We start from the raw sequence: 14,826 nt of genomic DNA on the forward strand, positions 1-14,826 counted from the left end.
GAGGGTCAGCCGGTGAGGGCAGCGACCACCCGGGTGCCCTGGTCGATCGCCCGCTTCGCGTCGAGCTCGGCGGCCAGGTCGGCGCCACCGATCAGGTGCACGTTGACGCCGGCGTCGGCCAGCTCGTCGTACAACCCGCGCACCGACTCCTGACCCGCGCACAGCACCACCGTGTCGGCCTCGATCAGCCGCTGCTCGCCGTCCACGGTCACGTGCAGGCCGCGCTCGTCAATCCGGTCGTACGACGCGCCGCTCACCTGCACCACGCCGGACTGCTTGAGCACCGCCCGGTGCGCCCATCCGGAGGTCTTGCCCAGGCCGATGCCGATCGGGGTGGTCTTGCGCTGCACCAGCGTCACCTCACGGATCGGGGTGCGCGGCTTGGGGTCGGTGAGGCCGCCGCGGTGCACGGCCGGGTCGCCGACGCCCCAATGTGCCATCCAGTCCTCGTCGGTGTCCGCCGGGTCGTGGCTGAGGAAGTGCGAGACGTCCACGCCGATGCCGCCGGCGCCGATCACCGCGACCCTCTTGCCCGGCGTCACCGACCCGTTGAGCACCTCGTCGTAGCGGACCGCGCGCTCGACGCCGTCGATCGCCGGCACCCGGGGGGCTACGCCGGTGGCCACGATCACCTCGTCGTACGACGCGAGGTCGGTGGCATTCGCCTGCGTGTTCAGCTTCACCTCGACGCCGAGCACCTCCAGCCGGCGACCGAAGTAGCGCAGCGTCTCGGCGAAGTCCTCCTTGCCCGGGATCTGCATGGCCAGCCGGAACTGGCCACCGATCTGCGGTGCGGCCTCGAACAGGGTGACCGCGAAGCCGCGCTCGGCGGCCGAGGTGGCCGCGGCCAGGCCGGCCGGGCCGGCGCCGACCACGGCGACCGTCCGCTTCGTACGGGTCGGGGCGAGCACCAGCGTGGTCTCGTGGCAGGCGCGCGGGTTCACCAGACAGGAGGCCTTCTGGTTCTTGAAGACGTGGTCGAGGCAGGCCTGGTTGCAGGCGATGCAGGTGTTGATCTCATCGGCCCTGCCGGCCGCGGCCTTGTTGGCGAACTCGGGGTCGGCGAGCAGTGGGCGGGCCATCGAGATCAGGTCCGCCTCGCCGGCGCTGAGGATCTGCTCGGCCATGTCGGGGGTGTTGATCCGGTTGGAGGCACAGACCGGCACCGACACCTCGGCCTTGAGCCGGGCCGTGTAGGAGCGCCAGGCCGCCCGCGGCACCTGGGTGATGATGGTCGGCACCCGCGCCTCGTGCCAGCCGATGCCGGTGTTGAAGACACTCACCCCGGACTCTTCCAGGGCGTGCGCCAGATCCAGCGTCTCGTCCCAGGTCTGGCCGCCCTCGACCAGGTCCAGCAGCGAGATCCGGTAGATGATCGGGAACTCCTCGCCGACCAGCTCCCGGGCCCGGCGGACGATCTCGAGCGGGAACTGCATCCGCTTCGTCGCAGTGCCGCCCCAGGCGTCGGTGCGGTCGTTGGTGCGGGCGGCCAGGAACTGGTTGATCAGGTAGCCCTCCGAGCCCATCACCTCGACCGCGTCGTACCCGGCCTTGCGCGCCAGAGCGATCGAGTTGGCGAAGTCGGTGGCGGTCCGGTCGACGCCCTTGGTGGACAGGGCCGACGGCTTGAACGGGGTGATCGGCGACTTGCGGGTCGACGCGCTGACACTCAGCGGGTGGTAGCCGTAGCGGCCGGCGTGCAGCACCTGCAGTGCGATCGCGCCACCCTCATCGTGCACCGCCCCGGTGATCTCCCGGTGCCGCATCGCCTGCAGGCGGGTGCTCAACTCCGAGGCCAGCGGCTTGAGCCAGCCGCGCTTGTTGGGGGAGTAGCCGCCGGTGATGATCAGGCCGGTGCCGCCGCGGGCGCGTTCGGCGAAGTACGCCGCCAACTTGGGGATGTCCCAGCGCATGTCCTCCAGCCCGGTGTGCATGGAGCCCATCACGATCCGGTTGCGCAGGGTGAGGTCGCCGATGGTGAGGGGGCTGGTCAGGTGCGGGTAGGACATGGTGTCTCTTTCGGTTCAGTGGGCGTCGAGGTATTCGGTGAGCCAGGCGATCCAGCCCTGCTCCATCAAAATGCCGCCGCGCAGCACCAGGTAGCGGTCCAGGTCGGCGCCGGTGAGTTGGTCGGGCTGCGGGTAGTCGCGGGCCTGCATCGCCTCGTAGGCGGCCAGTCGGGTCTGGTGGTCGGCCAGATGCTCCTTGACGATGTCCAGCACGGCCGCGATGTCGCCGTACGACGCTCCCCGCATCCGCACCGCGAGGTCGGAGCGGAACGCGTCCGGTCCGGACGGGGTGGCCAGCCATTGGGCGAGTTCGTCGCGGCCGGCGTCGGTGGGTTCGTAGACCTTCATGTCGGGGCGGCCGGTCTGGGTCACCGTGGTGACGCTCACCAGTCCGCCCTCCTCCATCTTGGCGAGGGTTCGGTAGATCTGCTGGTGGGTGGCGCTCCAGAAGAAGCCGATCGAGCGCCCGAAGCGCCGGGACAACTCCAGTCCGGACGCGGGACGCTCGCTCAGCGACACCAGGAGGGCGTGTTCGAGGGCCACGTCCCGATCATCGGCCACCTATGCAACAAATTGCAAGCCCCTGTGGTGGGAGTCATGCTCCCTGGTCGCGGGGGCAGCCACCACGCATGACGTCCTCAGGTGGGCGGGCTCGCCGCCAGGATCGCCGCCACAGCAGCCAGGATGGCGGCCAGCATGAAGCCGATGCCGACGCTGAACAGTGCGACCACCCCGAGGGCTCCCAGCACCGCCGCCGCCGCGATCGCCATGCTCCGGCCGACCGCGACATGTCGGCTCAGCCCGGACCACAACGAGGCCGTGGTGGCGAGCACCATCAGCGCGGCCCAGGGAAAGACCTCCCAGAACGCGGTGTCGCCCTCGCCCGAGACCAGGACCAGGTAGACCGCCGTCGTCACCGCGGCCACACCGGCACTGGCAAGACTCCAGACACGCCAAGTCACAACTCACGGTACGCCGCGACGCTCCGGCACCGCTAGTCATGCGCCGGCGTTCGGCGGGTGCCCGCCTAGGGGGTGTCGCTGGGGCGTTCGGGCCTACCCAGCGCCGGGCCGTCCAACCCGATCTCGGGGGCGTCGATCTCCGGGTCCATCCCCAGGTCCTCCCGCAGCGCCTCGGTCTCCCGTTTGCCCTGCTCGGCCAGTCGGACGCGCTCCTCGGGAGTCATCTCCTCCCATTGAGCGCTCAACTCCTCCATCGCCCCGGCCGCCGCTGTCACGAAGGCGGGGTCCCGGGTGAGTTCCCGCAGGGTCCGCTGACCCTGCAGCACCGACGCCACCGCGCGGGCTACCTCCCGGTCCTCGATGTTGTCCCGGATGGCTTCGAGCGCCTTGGTCAGTTGGGCTGCCTCGACCCGGTCACCGCCGGTGAACGCATTGATCGAGTTCCATTCGGTGTTCATCGTGTCAAACTCCCGGGTGGTCGTAGCCCTCAGCGGGCAGGGCGAGGTTCGCAGACTCGAGGGCAGCTAGGAAGCCTGCGGTCAGGCCTGTGATCCCTTGGGTCAAGGCCAGGGCCGCGTCATGGGCCTGGATGGCGTCTCGCCAGATCTGGGTGGCCTTCCACACGTCGTAGGCGGCCCAGGACCCGAAGCCGATCCCCCCGATGATGGTCTTCGCGGTGGCTGTGGCGGCAAGCGCTTTGATGCCGATGGAGATGAGCCTGTCCATCAACGACTCCAAGATGCCCGCCAGGGCCTGCGTCATCTGGTGCATCCCGAACGCCACCTGCTGGAACTCCCTGGCGGCGCCAGTGAGCGGTTGGCGCATCCCCTCGAGCGTCACCGACAATCCCTCGAAGTAGACCCGGGCGGATTGGGCGGCGTTCCCGTGCCAGGTGGCCGTGACATCGCCGGTCACGCGATGGATCGCCGCGCCGACCGCATGCGCGTACTCGGCGATCTGTCCGAGTGCGCTCGAGGCCACGCTCAGCCTGCGCCAGTCGCCGGCGACCCAGCGGGCAGCCTCCTCGCCGGGATTGAACCCGAAGACCCAGTCAATACCCTTCATCAACATCGCCGAGGGGCTCAGCCACGAACCCAGTCCGAGCAGCTCCTCAAGGAGCTCGGGCATCGGCTGGCTCGGGTAGGGGACGTGCAGAACATCACTTGGACTAGTCACCACGAACCCCCTCCGCCGCCGCTGGGCGGTACGGGCGCGGACGGAGCGACGAAGCCGTCCGCAGGCTGCTCGGGCACCGTGTCTTCGAATGGGCGCACCACGTCGTCGTACCTCTGCCCGGCGGGTAGAGCTGGATCCGGCACGTAGGTGTTGTCCATGGTGGCGCGCACGGACTCGTCCGTGCCGCGGTACAGCGCAGCGGCCAGATCAAGCTCCTCCGCTGACGCATCCAGGGCTGTGCGCAGGTTCTCAACGACTGCCAGGAGCGTGTGCATGGTGTTGGTGACCGTCGCGCGGGAGGTGGCGAACATTCCCCTGTTCGACCAGTACTCTCCATTGAGATACTGGTCCACATACCTGTGGACCAGCGACGTGTCAGCTGCCAACTCTCGGAACGATTCCGCCGCTGCTTCGAGGTCTTCCTCAACTACTTCGAATCCCATGGAATCGTGATACCCAGGAGTTCACCGTTTGAAACACTGCATGTCCGAGACGTTCGGCTGTGGAGGGAGGAAACCATGACCGCCGACCGACCAGTACCCGGACGGGATCAGGACGCGACCGAGTGGTTGGAAGACCGTCGCCAAGAGAACGCGCATCAGATTGACCGGCGCAATCGGCTCCAGCACTGGGTGCTCCTCGGGGCCGCCCTGACGCTGGGCGTCGGGACCGGTGCGGCAGCGCTCGTGATGCGTGCCCCAGTGATGCTGATCGGTCCAGTGCTGATGCTGGCCGGCGCGTACGCATTCCGGCGCGCCGAACGGGCGCGGGTAGATGCCATCGGGCCCGAGCACCTCGGCTCCTACGGCCGCGAGTTCGGTTGGACCGCGTTGGGTGGGGTTCTGCTCTTCGGTGGTCTGGCGGCCACCGTGAAACTCGCGGACACCCTGGGCTGACGTGTTCACGGATCACCACTCGGAGCGCTTGGACCGCCAGCGCCGGTATGAGGCGTTGTTCCTGGCCGGGGCGGCTGGAGTGATCGGGCTGGTCACGGCGATCGCCGCGGTCGGCAACTCTGCCCCTGCCGGGCTGGTCGGCTCGGCGTTGATGCTGTCGGGTGCGGCCCTGATGCTGAAGGCGGACCGAGCCCGAGTCGACGCGATCGACCCGGCGCAGCGACCCGCGCACCTGCGAGAGCTCGGCTTGATGCTGGCTGGTGCGGCCAGCTTCGTCGCCGGGCTGGTGCTCTTCGTCGTACTCGTCGGGCTGACCTCCGGATAACATCCGACCCCCTCACGTCGGCGACCTCCTCGACAGTCACTGGCACATGCAACAATCCACGTCCATGACAGCACTTGGTCAGGGCACCGGCCCGCTTCGCGGCATCAAGATCGTCGAACTCGCCGGCATCGGACCCGGCCCGCACGCCTGCATGATCCTGGCTGATCTGGGCGCGGACGTGATCCGGATCGACCGCGCCGGTGGTGCGCTGCTCGGTGGTGGCACCGGCGATCTGCTCACCCGGGGTCGTCCGAGCGTGGCGCTCAACCTGAAGGACCCGCGCGGTGTGGCCACCGTCCTCGACCTGGTCGCCGAGGCCGACGTCCTGGTGGAAGGCATGCGCCCCGGAGTCACCGAGCGGCTTGGTCTCGGCCCCGACGAGTGCCTGGCCCGCAACCCCCGGCTGGTCTACGGCCGGATGACCGGGTGGGGTCAGGACGGCCCGCTGGCGCACTCAGCCGGTCACGACCTCAACTACGTCGCGATCACCGGCGCTCTGCACGGCCTCGGTCAGGACCCGGACCGCCCGCACTTCCCGATGAACCTGCTGGGCGACTTCGGTGGCGGCTCGACGTACCTGGTGATCGGCATCCTCGCCGCGCTGCTCGAGGCCCGCGTCTCCGGGGAGGGCCAGGTCGTCGACGCCGCGATCGTGGACGGCACTGCCCACCTGAACACGATGGCAGCCGCCTGGCTGGCCAGCGGCGGGTACGTCGAGAAGCGACGCAGCAACATGCTCGACGGCGGCGTCCCCTACTACGACATCTACGAGACCGCCGACGGGGAGCACATCACCCTCGGTGCGCTCGAGGAGCAGTTCTGGGCCGACTTCATCCAGCGGCTCGGCATCGCCGAGGTCGCCCCCAACCGGCACGACCCGGCTCAGTACGACGCGCTGCGCACCCTGATCGCGGACACGTTCCGCACCAAGACGCTGGCCGAGTGGGACGAGATCTTCGCCGGCACCGACGCGTGTGTCGCGCCGGTGCTCACCATCAGCGAGGCCACCAAGCACCCGCACATCGCCGCCCGCGGGATCTTCACCGAGCATCACGGTGTTGTGCAACCCGCGCCAGCACCGCGGTTCTCCCGCACCGAGGCCTCCCTCTCGATCCCGCCCAGCGCCCCCGGCGCGGACACCAAGGCGGCGCTGACCGCGTGGGGTGTCGCTGACGTGGATGCGCTGATCGCCGAGGGTGTGGCCACCCAGGTGTGAGCCCGTCGGCTGGCTGAGGGCAAGAGCGGAAGGTTCGTGGCGCGGATCCCGTCGGGAACTCTTGGGCCGGCTGATTCGTTCACCTCCAGTCCCCGACCCGGAGGTGCCCATCACCCACTCCCACCATCCCACCGTCAGCGAACAGATCGACCGGCTCGTCTCACTCGGCTACCCGGCCCTGACCGGACGTGACGAAGCCGGGTTCCGCGACCTGCTGGCGCCGCTCGCGACTCTCGCTCCGCCTGCCGACAAACTGCGCCCCGGCCATGCCCCGTACGTCGTGGTGGTGGAGGTGGATCCGTACGACGCGGTGCCACTGCTGCGGCTGCCTGCCGGCCCGCGAGCACGCAAGCCGATGCCGCCGGGTGTGGTCGACCGCAACCACGGTCCCGGTGACCTGCACGGCTACCGTCCGTTGCCCGAGTTGGCGGTGCCGGCGAGCCCGTACCTGCTGGTGGACGTGGAGCGTGGCGAGGAGTTCTGCGACGTGCGACCCGAGGAGGCGCTCCCGGTGATCCGGAGCCGCGGCCGGACCCCGCTGACGATCGCCGAGGGGATCGCCCTGATCACCCAGCGCCCCGACCTGCTGGAGAAGAACAAGTGCTTCATGCTGTCTGGCTCCCGGCGCGGTGACCGTCGGGTGCCGGCGCTGTGGATCGCTGATCGAGCGCCCAAGCTCGGCTGGTGCTGGGATGGCAACCCGCACACCTGGCTCGGTGTCGCCTCGACCGCCGCGCGAGTCGCCTGACACCGAGCCGTCACGCGGTCGCCAACCTGCCACCGAGATGGCCGCTACCGGTGCTTCGGTCAGGAGCGACGTGATGACGCATAGCTCGCCACTGCGCTGCCCACGTCCGCGGCGAGGCGGTCCGTGACAGCGTCGAGACTCGGCGTACGTGAGGCCCGTCCGGTGTGGACGAGGTAGGGCGGAAGGTGGCCGGACCCGGCCACCTCCGACCAGGAGGCCGCAAACGGGGCGGTGAGCTCGAAGGCCATCGCGTACGGCAGATACCCGGCGAGTTCCTCCGCACCGTCTCCGGCGAGCTCAGCGGTGTCGGGGGCGGTGCCGGCCATCCGGGCCCGAAAGCCGAGCATCTGTGCCCACAGTTCACGGCCCTTCGCCGTACGACGCTTCCGGGCCGCCGGCTTGAACAGCGGAACTGCGGCGATCGCGAACATGCCGGGCACCAGAGCGACCGCCCGCATCTGCATCGGCTCGTGGACGAGCGCCCAGAGGACAGTGCCGGCGGCGACGACCACGGCGCCCAGGACAGGGAACATCCACCACCGGCGCCCGACGTACTTGTCGGTGAGCGCCCACGACCGGGTGGCCTTCTGCACGGCCGCCCGGCCCTCGGCGAGCACCTTGCCGGCCTGCGCGCTGCTCGGGCCGAAGTGGAGGCCCCTGGCGGGGATGGCCTTGGCCGCCGCCTGGGTCACCGGATCCATGTGCTGCAGCAGGGCGTCGTACTCCGGTGTCCGGGTGATGCTCCACTGGGAGCCGCGCGCCTCCACCCGGAGGGCGCCGCGCGCCGCGGCTTGCATCACCGACATCTCCAACGCGCTGTCGGGAACGTGCTTGGTGAGCAGGTACGACGTCTGCGCCGGCCCGATGTCGTCCGGCGGGGTGAGTTGGAGAGCGGGTGTGGGGTGGCGCTCCCGTGCCCAACGGACGATCAACAGGCCGGCCAGGAAGGCCAGCGCCGCCAGTGCGAGAACCCAGCCGAGGCGTGGCGGATCGGTGCCCAGCACTCGATCCCAGCGTGCCGACCAGGGAAGCAGGCTGTTGCTCGGCGGAACGACCGCGATGTCTCCGGTCACCGTGACCGGGGTGCGAGGCGGGATCCCGGAGGCGTGCACCACCAGGGTGCCGGTGCCCTCACCGGCGACCTCGCCACATGTGTGCGCGGCGGCACCGATCTCGCACTGCACCTTCGAAGCGGCGCCGGGCAGGTTCACGGTGAGGTGTGCCGATGCGATCGGCTGCGGCCAGCCGCCGGGGATCAGGTGCCAGCGGAACCGGGACGTCGTCGCCCCCCGCGCGGAGGGAAGCAGGGCGTCGTCGAACGCATAGCGAATCTCGTAGGTGTAGGAGCCGGGCGGCATGCCGACCACGTGGTTCCCAATCAGCACGGCCGTCACCCGCCCCGACTCCTCGAGTGTGGTCATCACCCGATTGGCGCCCGCGCTGGGGCCGAGCATGTTCCACTCCAGGTAGTTCTGCACCGGGTCAAGGGTCCCCGCGCGCGCCCGCGCGACCAGCTCCTCATAGTGCGCCACGAGAGCCTGGGCTCTGTCGACGTCCGCCTCATACCCAGCTAGTCGCTCCCGAGTGCTGGCCAGGATGTCACTGAACTCCTCGATCCCCGGGTACCTCGCGACGTGCTCTTCGCTCTGCCTGACCGAAGCCTTCGTCCTCACCCGGAAGCCCTCGTACATCTCGGCTCGCTCGGTGTAGTGCTGGACCTGGCCCTCGTAGAACTCGGCGGACCGGTCGGGATCGGCATAGACCGGCTCGTGGTCCACCTCGCGGGTTCGCTCCGACTGGCTTTGGATCCGCCGCTGGATCGCCTTGAGGCCGTCGGCGTTCGGGTGTGCCTCGGTGAGCCGCGCCTCGATGTCACGGGGGACGCGCCGGGCGCCGGGGACGACGGGGTCATGGTGGTCGAAGTGCCGGATGATCCAGCTCTGGTGGACAGGGACTCGGACCCTGATCCGTTCCACCGCCGTCAACGTCCCGTTGTCGTCGATGGTGAATTCGGCCTGGTAGTGCTCGATGGTCATCGGCTCGTCGCCATCGTCGGTGTCGCTCCCGGCCCCCCAGGTGAGGGCCGGCCACCCCACGAGGAGGACGAGCAGGAGCGTCAAGGCTGCTGGCGCAGGCAGCCACCCGAGTCTGTGCCGCATGGGCGGGGAGTCTAGCCGCGTTCGCACCGCATGTCCGCGCCCGTCGCTGCACCGTACGTCGTGGTGGTGGGACCCGGCCACAACCCCCATCTCGGCGGGCCACAACGCCCACCTCGGCGGGCCACAACCCCCATCTCGGCGGGCCACAAACCCCACTTCGGCGGGACTAGGGTGGGGGGATGGGAATGGGAAACGGGAACGGGAACGGGATGGTGTCGTGGGTGGCGGGTCGAGGGCAGGCCCGGGTCCGGTGGGCGTTGGGGCATGCGATGCCGCGGACCCTGCTGAGCACCGCCGCCAAGAAGGGCGACCTGCACGGGCAGATGTTCCTGGCCACCCACCGCCCCGACCTGGCCGAGCTGGAGCCACTGTTGGACCGGTTGCGTGCCGAAGGACCGTTCTACCGCGGGAAGTACGCGATGGTCACCGCGCAGATGGACGCCGCCCGCGAGGTGCTCTCCAGCCATGACTTCGGCGCCGGCTTCGTGCCCGGTGACGGCGGCGGCAGCCCGTTCGGCCGACTGGCCGCCTGGGGCTCCCGGGGCGCGCCGCTGGGTCCGCTCACCCCGCCTTCACTGCTGGTCACCGACCCTCCCGACCACACCCGCTATCGCAAGCTCGTCTCCAAGGTTTTCACGGTGCGCGCGGTCGAGGCACTGCGTGGCCGCACCCAGCAGATCGCCGACGACCTGCTCGACCGGATCGACCCGACCAGCCCGGTCGACCTGGTCGCGACGTACTGCAGCCTGCTGCCGGTGACCGTGATCGCCGAGATCCTCGGCGTGCCCGAGGCCGACCGGGAGCTGGTGCTCCGCTTCGGCGGCGCCGCCGCCCCGAGCCTCGACCTGGGGCTGTCCTGGCGCGAGTTCACCGAGGTCGAGGCCGCGCTGCGCGACTTCGACGAGTGGCTCACCGGACACCTCGACGCGCTGCGCCGCAACCCCGGCGACGACCTGCTCAGCCAACTCGTCGCGGTCACCGACGGCGGCGAGGGGCTCACCGACGTCGAACTCCGCTCGATCGCCGGGCTGGTGCTCGCCGCCGGCTTCGAGACCACCGTCAACCTGCTCGGCAACGGCATCGACCTGCTCGCCCGCAACCCCAAGCAACTGGCGCTGCTCACCGAACAGCCCGAGCACTGGGCCGGGGCGGTCGACGAGGTGTTGCGCATCGACTCGCCGGTGCTGCTCACCGGCCGGATCGCGCAGTCCGACACCGAGGTGCTCGGCGTGCCGATGCGTCGCGGCACCGTGGTGGTCTGCCTGCTCGGCGGAGCCAACCTCGACCCCGAGGTCTTCACCGACCCGCGCTCCTTCGACGTCACCCGTCCCAACGCCCGCGAGCACATCGCCTTCTCGTCGGGCCGCCACTACTGCCTCGGTGCGGCACTGGCCCGGATGGAGGGCGAGGTCGGGCTGCGCACCCTCTTCGACCGCTTCCCCGACCTGCGCCTGGAGCCCGGCGCCGAGCGCCGCAGCACCCGCATCCTGCGCGGCTTCGAACGACTCCCGGCCACCCTGGCCACCTCGGCGATGCCGGTCTGAGTGAACAATGCGCAGGGCCGTTGATTGATCTGCCCCCGTTGATCATCGACGGGGTCACGGTGCACATCACGCCTCCATCGGTGCCCTCGTCGTGACGTGACGTGACGCAGATAATCCGACGATTGTCGGGTGGGAGCGTTCACCCGCTAGGATCATCCGTGTAGTTCGTCCGATCTTGCCTCGAGCTACGCCTGTCGTCGCAGCACGATCCACGTGCTCCGCAGGTCGGTTCCCCCCGACACCTCGGGATCTGGGGCCGTGGCGAGACGCCTTACGGAAGAGAACCCCCCTTGTCTGCCCAGACCTTCGCCGACCTCGGCGTGCCCACTGCCCTGTCCACCATTCTCGCCAACCTCGGCATCGAGACCCCGACCCCGATCCAGGCGGCCACGCTGCCCGACTCGTTGGCCGGTCGTGACGTGCTCGGCCGGGGCCGCACCGGCTCCGGCAAGACCTACGCCTTCCTGCTGCCGATGGTGGCCCGCCTCGACGCCGAACGGCGCGCGCCGCGCAAGGGCGCCCCGCGGGCCCTGATCCTGGCCCCCACCCGGGAGCTGGTCTCCCAGATCGAAGCCTCCCTGGCTCCGCTGGCCAAGTCCGCCGGACTGACCACGCTGACCATCTTCGGCGGCGTCGGTCAGAACCCGCAGGTCCAGGGCCTGCGCCGCGGCGTCGACATCATCCTGGCCTGCCCCGGCCGCCTCGAGGACCTGATCAAGCAGGGCCACTGCTCGCTCAGCGACATCCAGATCAGCGTCCTCGACGAGGCCGACCACATGGCCGACCTGGGCTTCCTGCCCGGCGTACGACGGCTGCTCAAGCAGACGCCCCGCAACGGTCAGCGCCTGCTTTTCTCGGCCACCCTCGACAACGCCATCGACACCCTGGTGAAGGAGTTCCTCACCAGCCCGGTCACCCACCAGGCCGACTCCGCGCAGTCGCCGGTGTCCCAGATGAGCCACCACGTGCTGCACATCGACCGCGCCCACCGGCTCGGCGTCCTGGTCGACCTGGCCAGCGCCCCGGGCCGCACCGTCGTCTTCACCCGCACCAAGCACGGCGCCAAGGCGCTGGCTCGCCAGCTCAACAGCAACGGTGTGCCCGCGGTCGACCTGCACGGCAACCTGAGCCAGAACGCCCGCACCCGGAACATGGACGCCTTCCACTCCGGCAAGGCGCACACCCTGGTGGCCACCGACGTCGCCGCCCGCGGCATCCACGTCGACGACGTGGCGCTGGTGGTGCACGCCGACCCGCCGACCGAGCACAAGGCCTACCTGCACCGCTCCGGCCGGACGGCTCGCGCGGGCGCCGAGGGCACCGTGGTGACGCTGATGACCGATGACCAGGTGCGCGACGTCCGGGCGCTGACCCGGGCCGCCGGCATCAAGGCGACCACCACCCGGCTGTCCGGGTCGAGCCACCCGGTGCTCACCGAGCTCGCTCCGGGGGAGCGGCTACTGGTCGCCGGTGGCTACGTCCCCGAGGGCGGTGTCCCGTCCTCCGGTGGCGGCGGTCGCCGCGGCGGCCAGTCCGGCCGCAACGGCTCCGGCCAGGGTGGTTCCCGCCAGGGCGGCTCCGGTCGTTCCGGTGGTGCTCGCTCCGGTGGCGCACGTTCGGGTGCCGCGAAGTCCGGTGCCACGACCAGCAACGGCGGGTCCGGCGGGGGTCGCTCCCGGGGCGGCAACCGGTCGCGCCCCAACGGTCCCTCCGGCGCGGGTCGCTCCGGCGGCTCCGGCGGCGGTCGTTCCGGTGGCGCGAGCCGCGGCCACAGCGCCGCCTCGTTCAGCTCCGGCCGCTGATCCGGTACGACGCGTTCAGCGCGTCGTGGCGGAGTCGGTGCCGCGGGTGTCCCGGTGGGGCCGGGCGTTCACCGCATCCTCGTAGGCGGCCACCAGGCCGGCCAGGCTCAACGGCTTGAGCCGGTCCAGGATCTGCCCCATCGACTCCGATGAGACACCCTGATACCAGGGCTTGACCTCGTTGAGGAAGATCTCGCGCAACTCCTCGGCGACCGCGCGGCCGTGCTCGGCGAACACCTTGGCCGCCGCATGGGCGGCCTCGAGCGGGTACCCCATCTCCAGCAACTCCAGCCCCACGGTCAGGTGCGCCAGCGCGACCAGAAGCCGGCCGTCGTCGCCGTCCCGGACCACGCCGAGGGTCTTGAGCATCTCCAACCGCTCGTCGGTCACCTCCTGCCCGCACCTCTCGGCGAGCTCGGCCCGGGACATCTCCAGGTACAGGCCGCTGCTCCACGGCGCCAGCATGGTCCGCTGCAGGGCGATCTCCTCCGGAGCCGCATCGGGCGGTACGTCGGCCAGGTAGCGCTCGATCGCGGACAGGGTGAATCCGTGCAGCTGCAGCTCCTGGATCAGCTCCAACCGAGCCACGTGGCTGGACGTGTAGTACGCCGAACGACCCCGCCGCACCGGCGGCGGCACCAGCCCGCGGCTGGTGTAGAAGCGCACGTTCCGCACGCTCATGCCGACCCGTTGGGTCACCTCGGTGAGTGTGAGATTGTCCATGTTCTGTCCAGCCCCTTGACGATTGTGACAGTAATAGTGTCACAATCGTCCCCATGACCGATGCATTCGTCTATGACCACCTGCGCACGCCTCGCGGCAAGGGGAAGAAGGACGGCTCCCTCCACGAGGTGAAGCCGCTCGACCTCGTCACCGGGCTTCTCGACGAAGTCCGCACCCGCAACCCCAACCTTGACCCGAACCGGGTCGACGACGTCGTACTCGGCGTGGTCACCCCGGTGGGGGACCAGGGTGCCGACATCGCCAAGACCGCCGCCATTGCGGCCGGCTACCCGGAGACCACCGCCGGCGTCCAGCTCAACCGCTTCTGTGCGTCCGGACTGGAGGCGGTCAACCAGGCTGCCGGCCGGATCCGCTCCGGCTGGGAGGACATGATCCTGGCCGGCGGCGTGGAGTCGATGAGCCGCGTGCCGATGGGCTCCGACGGAGGCGCCTGGGCGATGGACCCGCGCACCGCGATCGACACCGCGTTCGTGCCCCAGGGCATCGGCGCCGACCTGATCGCCACCGTCGAGGGCTGGAGCCGTGAGGACGTCGACACCTACGCGGTCGAGTCCCAGGCCCGTGCCTCCAAGGCCCAGGCCAACGGCTACTTCGACAACTCCGTCGTCCCGGTCAGGGACCGCAACGGGTTGACCGTGCTGGAGAAGGACGAGTTCATCCGCCCCGGCACCACCGTGGAGTCGCTCTCCGGTCTCAAGCCGTCGTTCGCCTTCCACGGCGACCTCGGCTTCGACGACGTGGCGCTGGCCAAGTACCACTGGCTGGAGTCGATCAACCACGTGCACCACGCCGGCAACTCCTCGGGCATCGTCGACGGCGCCGCGCTGATGCTGATCGGCACCGAGCAGGCCGGCCAGGAGATGGGGCTCACCCCGCGGGCCCGGATCATCTCCGCCGCCGTCAGCGGCGCGGACCCGACCATCATGCTCACCGGCCCCGCCCCGGCTGCCCGCAAGGCGCTGGCCAAGGCCGGACTGGGCGTGGAGGACATCGACCTCTTCGAGATCAACGAAGCGTTCGCTGCCGTGGCGATGCGGTTCATGCGCGACATGGGCATCAGCCACGACATCACCAACGTCAACGGCGGCGCCATCGCCATGGGACACCCGCTCGGCGCCACCGGCGCGATGATCCTCGGCACCCTGATCGACGAACTCGAGCGACGCGACCTGCGCCGCGGCCTGGCCACGCTCTGCGTCGGCGGCGGCATGGGCATCGCCACCATCGTCGAGCGCGTCTGACAAC

At 70.0% G+C, this 14,826-nt stretch carries 15 protein-coding genes; 7 read left to right on the forward strand and 8 right to left on the reverse strand.

What is annotated here, in order from left to right; genetic code table 11:
• Nucleotides 1-5: 5 nt before the first annotated feature.
• The 6 genes from JKG67_RS15540 to JKG67_RS15565 all read right to left on the reverse strand — a co-directional run bounded on the left by JKG67_RS15540 (nt 6) and on the right by JKG67_RS15565 (nt 4,590).
• Nucleotides 6-2,009: an NADPH-dependent 2,4-dienoyl-CoA reductase gene (locus JKG67_RS15540; RefSeq protein WP_203338248.1), complete on the reverse strand. Its 2,004-nt coding sequence runs from the start codon at nt 2,007-2,009 to the stop codon at nt 6-8.
• 15 nt (nt 2,010-2,024) lie between these two features.
• The gene (locus JKG67_RS15545; RefSeq protein ID WP_203338249.1) at nt 2,025-2,552 is read right to left on the reverse strand and encodes a PadR family transcriptional regulator; all 528 of its coding nucleotides are present in this window, start codon (nt 2,550-2,552) and stop codon (nt 2,025-2,027) included.
• A 95-nt stretch (nt 2,553-2,647) separates the two neighbouring features.
• Entirely contained in the window at nt 2,648-2,971 is a 324-nt protein-coding gene (locus tag JKG67_RS15550; protein ID WP_203338250.1) for a hypothetical protein, read from the reverse strand.
• Nucleotides 2,972-3,036: 65 nt separating this feature from the next.
• On the reverse strand, nt 3,037-3,429 hold the full coding sequence (locus JKG67_RS15555; RefSeq protein ID WP_203338251.1) for a hypothetical protein: 393 nt from the start codon (nt 3,427-3,429) through the stop codon (nt 3,037-3,039).
• 4 nt (nt 3,430-3,433) lie between these two features.
• Nucleotides 3,434-4,099, reverse strand: a complete 666-nt coding sequence (locus JKG67_RS19315) for a hypothetical protein (RefSeq protein WP_238998537.1) — start codon at nt 4,097-4,099, stop codon at nt 3,434-3,436.
• A 44-nt stretch (nt 4,100-4,143) separates the two neighbouring features.
• Nucleotides 4,144-4,590, reverse strand: coding sequence for a hypothetical protein (locus tag JKG67_RS15565; RefSeq protein ID WP_203338252.1), 447 nt, complete (start codon nt 4,588-4,590; stop codon nt 4,144-4,146).
• 75 nt (nt 4,591-4,665) lie between these two features.
• On the opposite strand from JKG67_RS15565, the gene JKG67_RS15570 reads away from it, so the two are divergent.
• The 4 genes from JKG67_RS15570 (at nt 4,666) to JKG67_RS15585 (ending at nt 7,332) form a co-directional block, all read left to right on the forward strand.
• Complete coding sequence (locus JKG67_RS15570; RefSeq protein WP_203338253.1) at nt 4,666-5,043, forward strand: hypothetical protein; 378 nt, start codon at nt 4,666-4,668, stop codon at nt 5,041-5,043.
• Between the two features lies 1 nt (nt 5,044).
• Complete coding sequence (locus JKG67_RS15575) at nt 5,045-5,368, forward strand: hypothetical protein (RefSeq protein WP_203338254.1); 324 nt, start codon at nt 5,045-5,047, stop codon at nt 5,366-5,368.
• Between the two features lie 64 nt (nt 5,369-5,432).
• Nucleotides 5,433-6,584 carry a CaiB/BaiF CoA transferase family protein gene (locus JKG67_RS15580; RefSeq protein WP_203338255.1) on the forward strand — a complete coding sequence of 384 codons (1,152 nt, stop codon included), beginning with the start codon at nt 5,433-5,435 and terminating at the stop codon, nt 6,582-6,584.
• A gap of 103 nt (nt 6,585-6,687) precedes the next feature.
• A complete protein-coding gene (locus tag JKG67_RS15585; RefSeq protein ID WP_203338256.1) occupies nt 6,688-7,332 on the forward strand; it encodes a DUF5701 family protein in 645 nt (214 codons plus the stop codon).
• A gap of 59 nt (nt 7,333-7,391) precedes the next feature.
• On the opposite strand, the gene JKG67_RS15590 is transcribed toward JKG67_RS15585, so the two are convergent.
• Complete coding sequence (locus JKG67_RS15590; protein ID WP_203338257.1) at nt 7,392-9,491, reverse strand: DUF2207 family protein; 2,100 nt, start codon at nt 9,489-9,491, stop codon at nt 7,392-7,394.
• A 179-nt stretch (nt 9,492-9,670) separates the two neighbouring features.
• Here JKG67_RS15590 and JKG67_RS15595 point away from each other — a divergent pair, with 179 nt between their 5' ends.
• Complete coding sequence (locus tag JKG67_RS15595) at nt 9,671-11,035, forward strand: cytochrome P450 (RefSeq protein ID WP_238998539.1); 1,365 nt, start codon at nt 9,671-9,673, stop codon at nt 11,033-11,035.
• 290 nt (nt 11,036-11,325) lie between these two features.
• The gene (locus JKG67_RS15600) at nt 11,326-12,837 is read left to right on the forward strand and encodes a DEAD/DEAH box helicase (protein WP_203338258.1); all 1,512 of its coding nucleotides are present in this window, start codon (nt 11,326-11,328) and stop codon (nt 12,835-12,837) included.
• A gap of 15 nt (nt 12,838-12,852) precedes the next feature.
• Here JKG67_RS15600 and JKG67_RS15605 read toward each other — a convergent pair whose 3' ends face one another.
• The gene (locus tag JKG67_RS15605; protein ID WP_203338259.1) at nt 12,853-13,560 is read right to left on the reverse strand and encodes a MerR family transcriptional regulator; all 708 of its coding nucleotides are present in this window, start codon (nt 13,558-13,560) and stop codon (nt 12,853-12,855) included.
• A 53-nt stretch (nt 13,561-13,613) separates the two neighbouring features.
• Between JKG67_RS15605 and JKG67_RS15610 the strand changes: the two genes are divergently transcribed.
• Nucleotides 13,614-14,822, forward strand: coding sequence for an acetyl-CoA C-acetyltransferase (locus JKG67_RS15610; protein ID WP_203338260.1), 1,209 nt, complete (start codon nt 13,614-13,616; stop codon nt 14,820-14,822).
• Nucleotides 14,823-14,826: the final 4 nt, after the last annotated feature.

Origin of the sequence: Nocardioides limicola (assembly GCF_016827675.1) — a bacterium.
Classification (GTDB): domain Bacteria; phylum Actinomycetota; class Actinomycetes; order Propionibacteriales; family Nocardioidaceae; genus Nocardioides; species Nocardioides limicola.

Excerpts from the sequence above, each read along its gene's own strand:
- JKG67_RS15605 (WP_203338259.1), bottom strand. The coding sequence starts at position 13,560 with ATGGACAATCTCACACTCACCGAGGTGACCCAACGGGTCGGCATGAGC.
- JKG67_RS15570 (WP_203338253.1), top strand. The coding sequence starts at position 4,666 with ATGACCGCCGACCGACCAGTACCCGGACGGGATCAGGACGCGACCGAG.
- JKG67_RS15555 (WP_203338251.1), bottom strand. The coding sequence starts at position 3,429 with ATGAACACCGAATGGAACTCGATCAATGCGTTCACCGGCGGTGACCGG.
- JKG67_RS19315 (WP_238998537.1), bottom strand. The coding sequence starts at position 4,099 with ATGCCCGAGCTCCTTGAGGAGCTGCTCGGACTGGGTTCGTGGCTGAGC.
- JKG67_RS15610 (WP_203338260.1), top strand. The coding sequence starts at position 13,614 with ATGACCGATGCATTCGTCTATGACCACCTGCGCACGCCTCGCGGCAAG.
- JKG67_RS15565 (WP_203338252.1), bottom strand. The coding sequence starts at position 4,590 with ATGGGATTCGAAGTAGTTGAGGAAGACCTCGAAGCAGCGGCGGAATCG.
- JKG67_RS15595 (WP_238998539.1), top strand. The coding sequence starts at position 9,671 with ATGGGAATGGGAAACGGGAACGGGAACGGGATGGTGTCGTGGGTGGCG.
- JKG67_RS15540 (WP_203338248.1), bottom strand. The coding sequence starts at position 2,009 with ATGTCCTACCCGCACCTGACCAGCCCCCTCACCATCGGCGACCTCACC.
- JKG67_RS15590 (WP_203338257.1), bottom strand. The coding sequence starts at position 9,491 with ATGCGGCACAGACTCGGGTGGCTGCCTGCGCCAGCAGCCTTGACGCTC.
- JKG67_RS15580 (WP_203338255.1), top strand. The coding sequence starts at position 5,433 with ATGACAGCACTTGGTCAGGGCACCGGCCCGCTTCGCGGCATCAAGATC.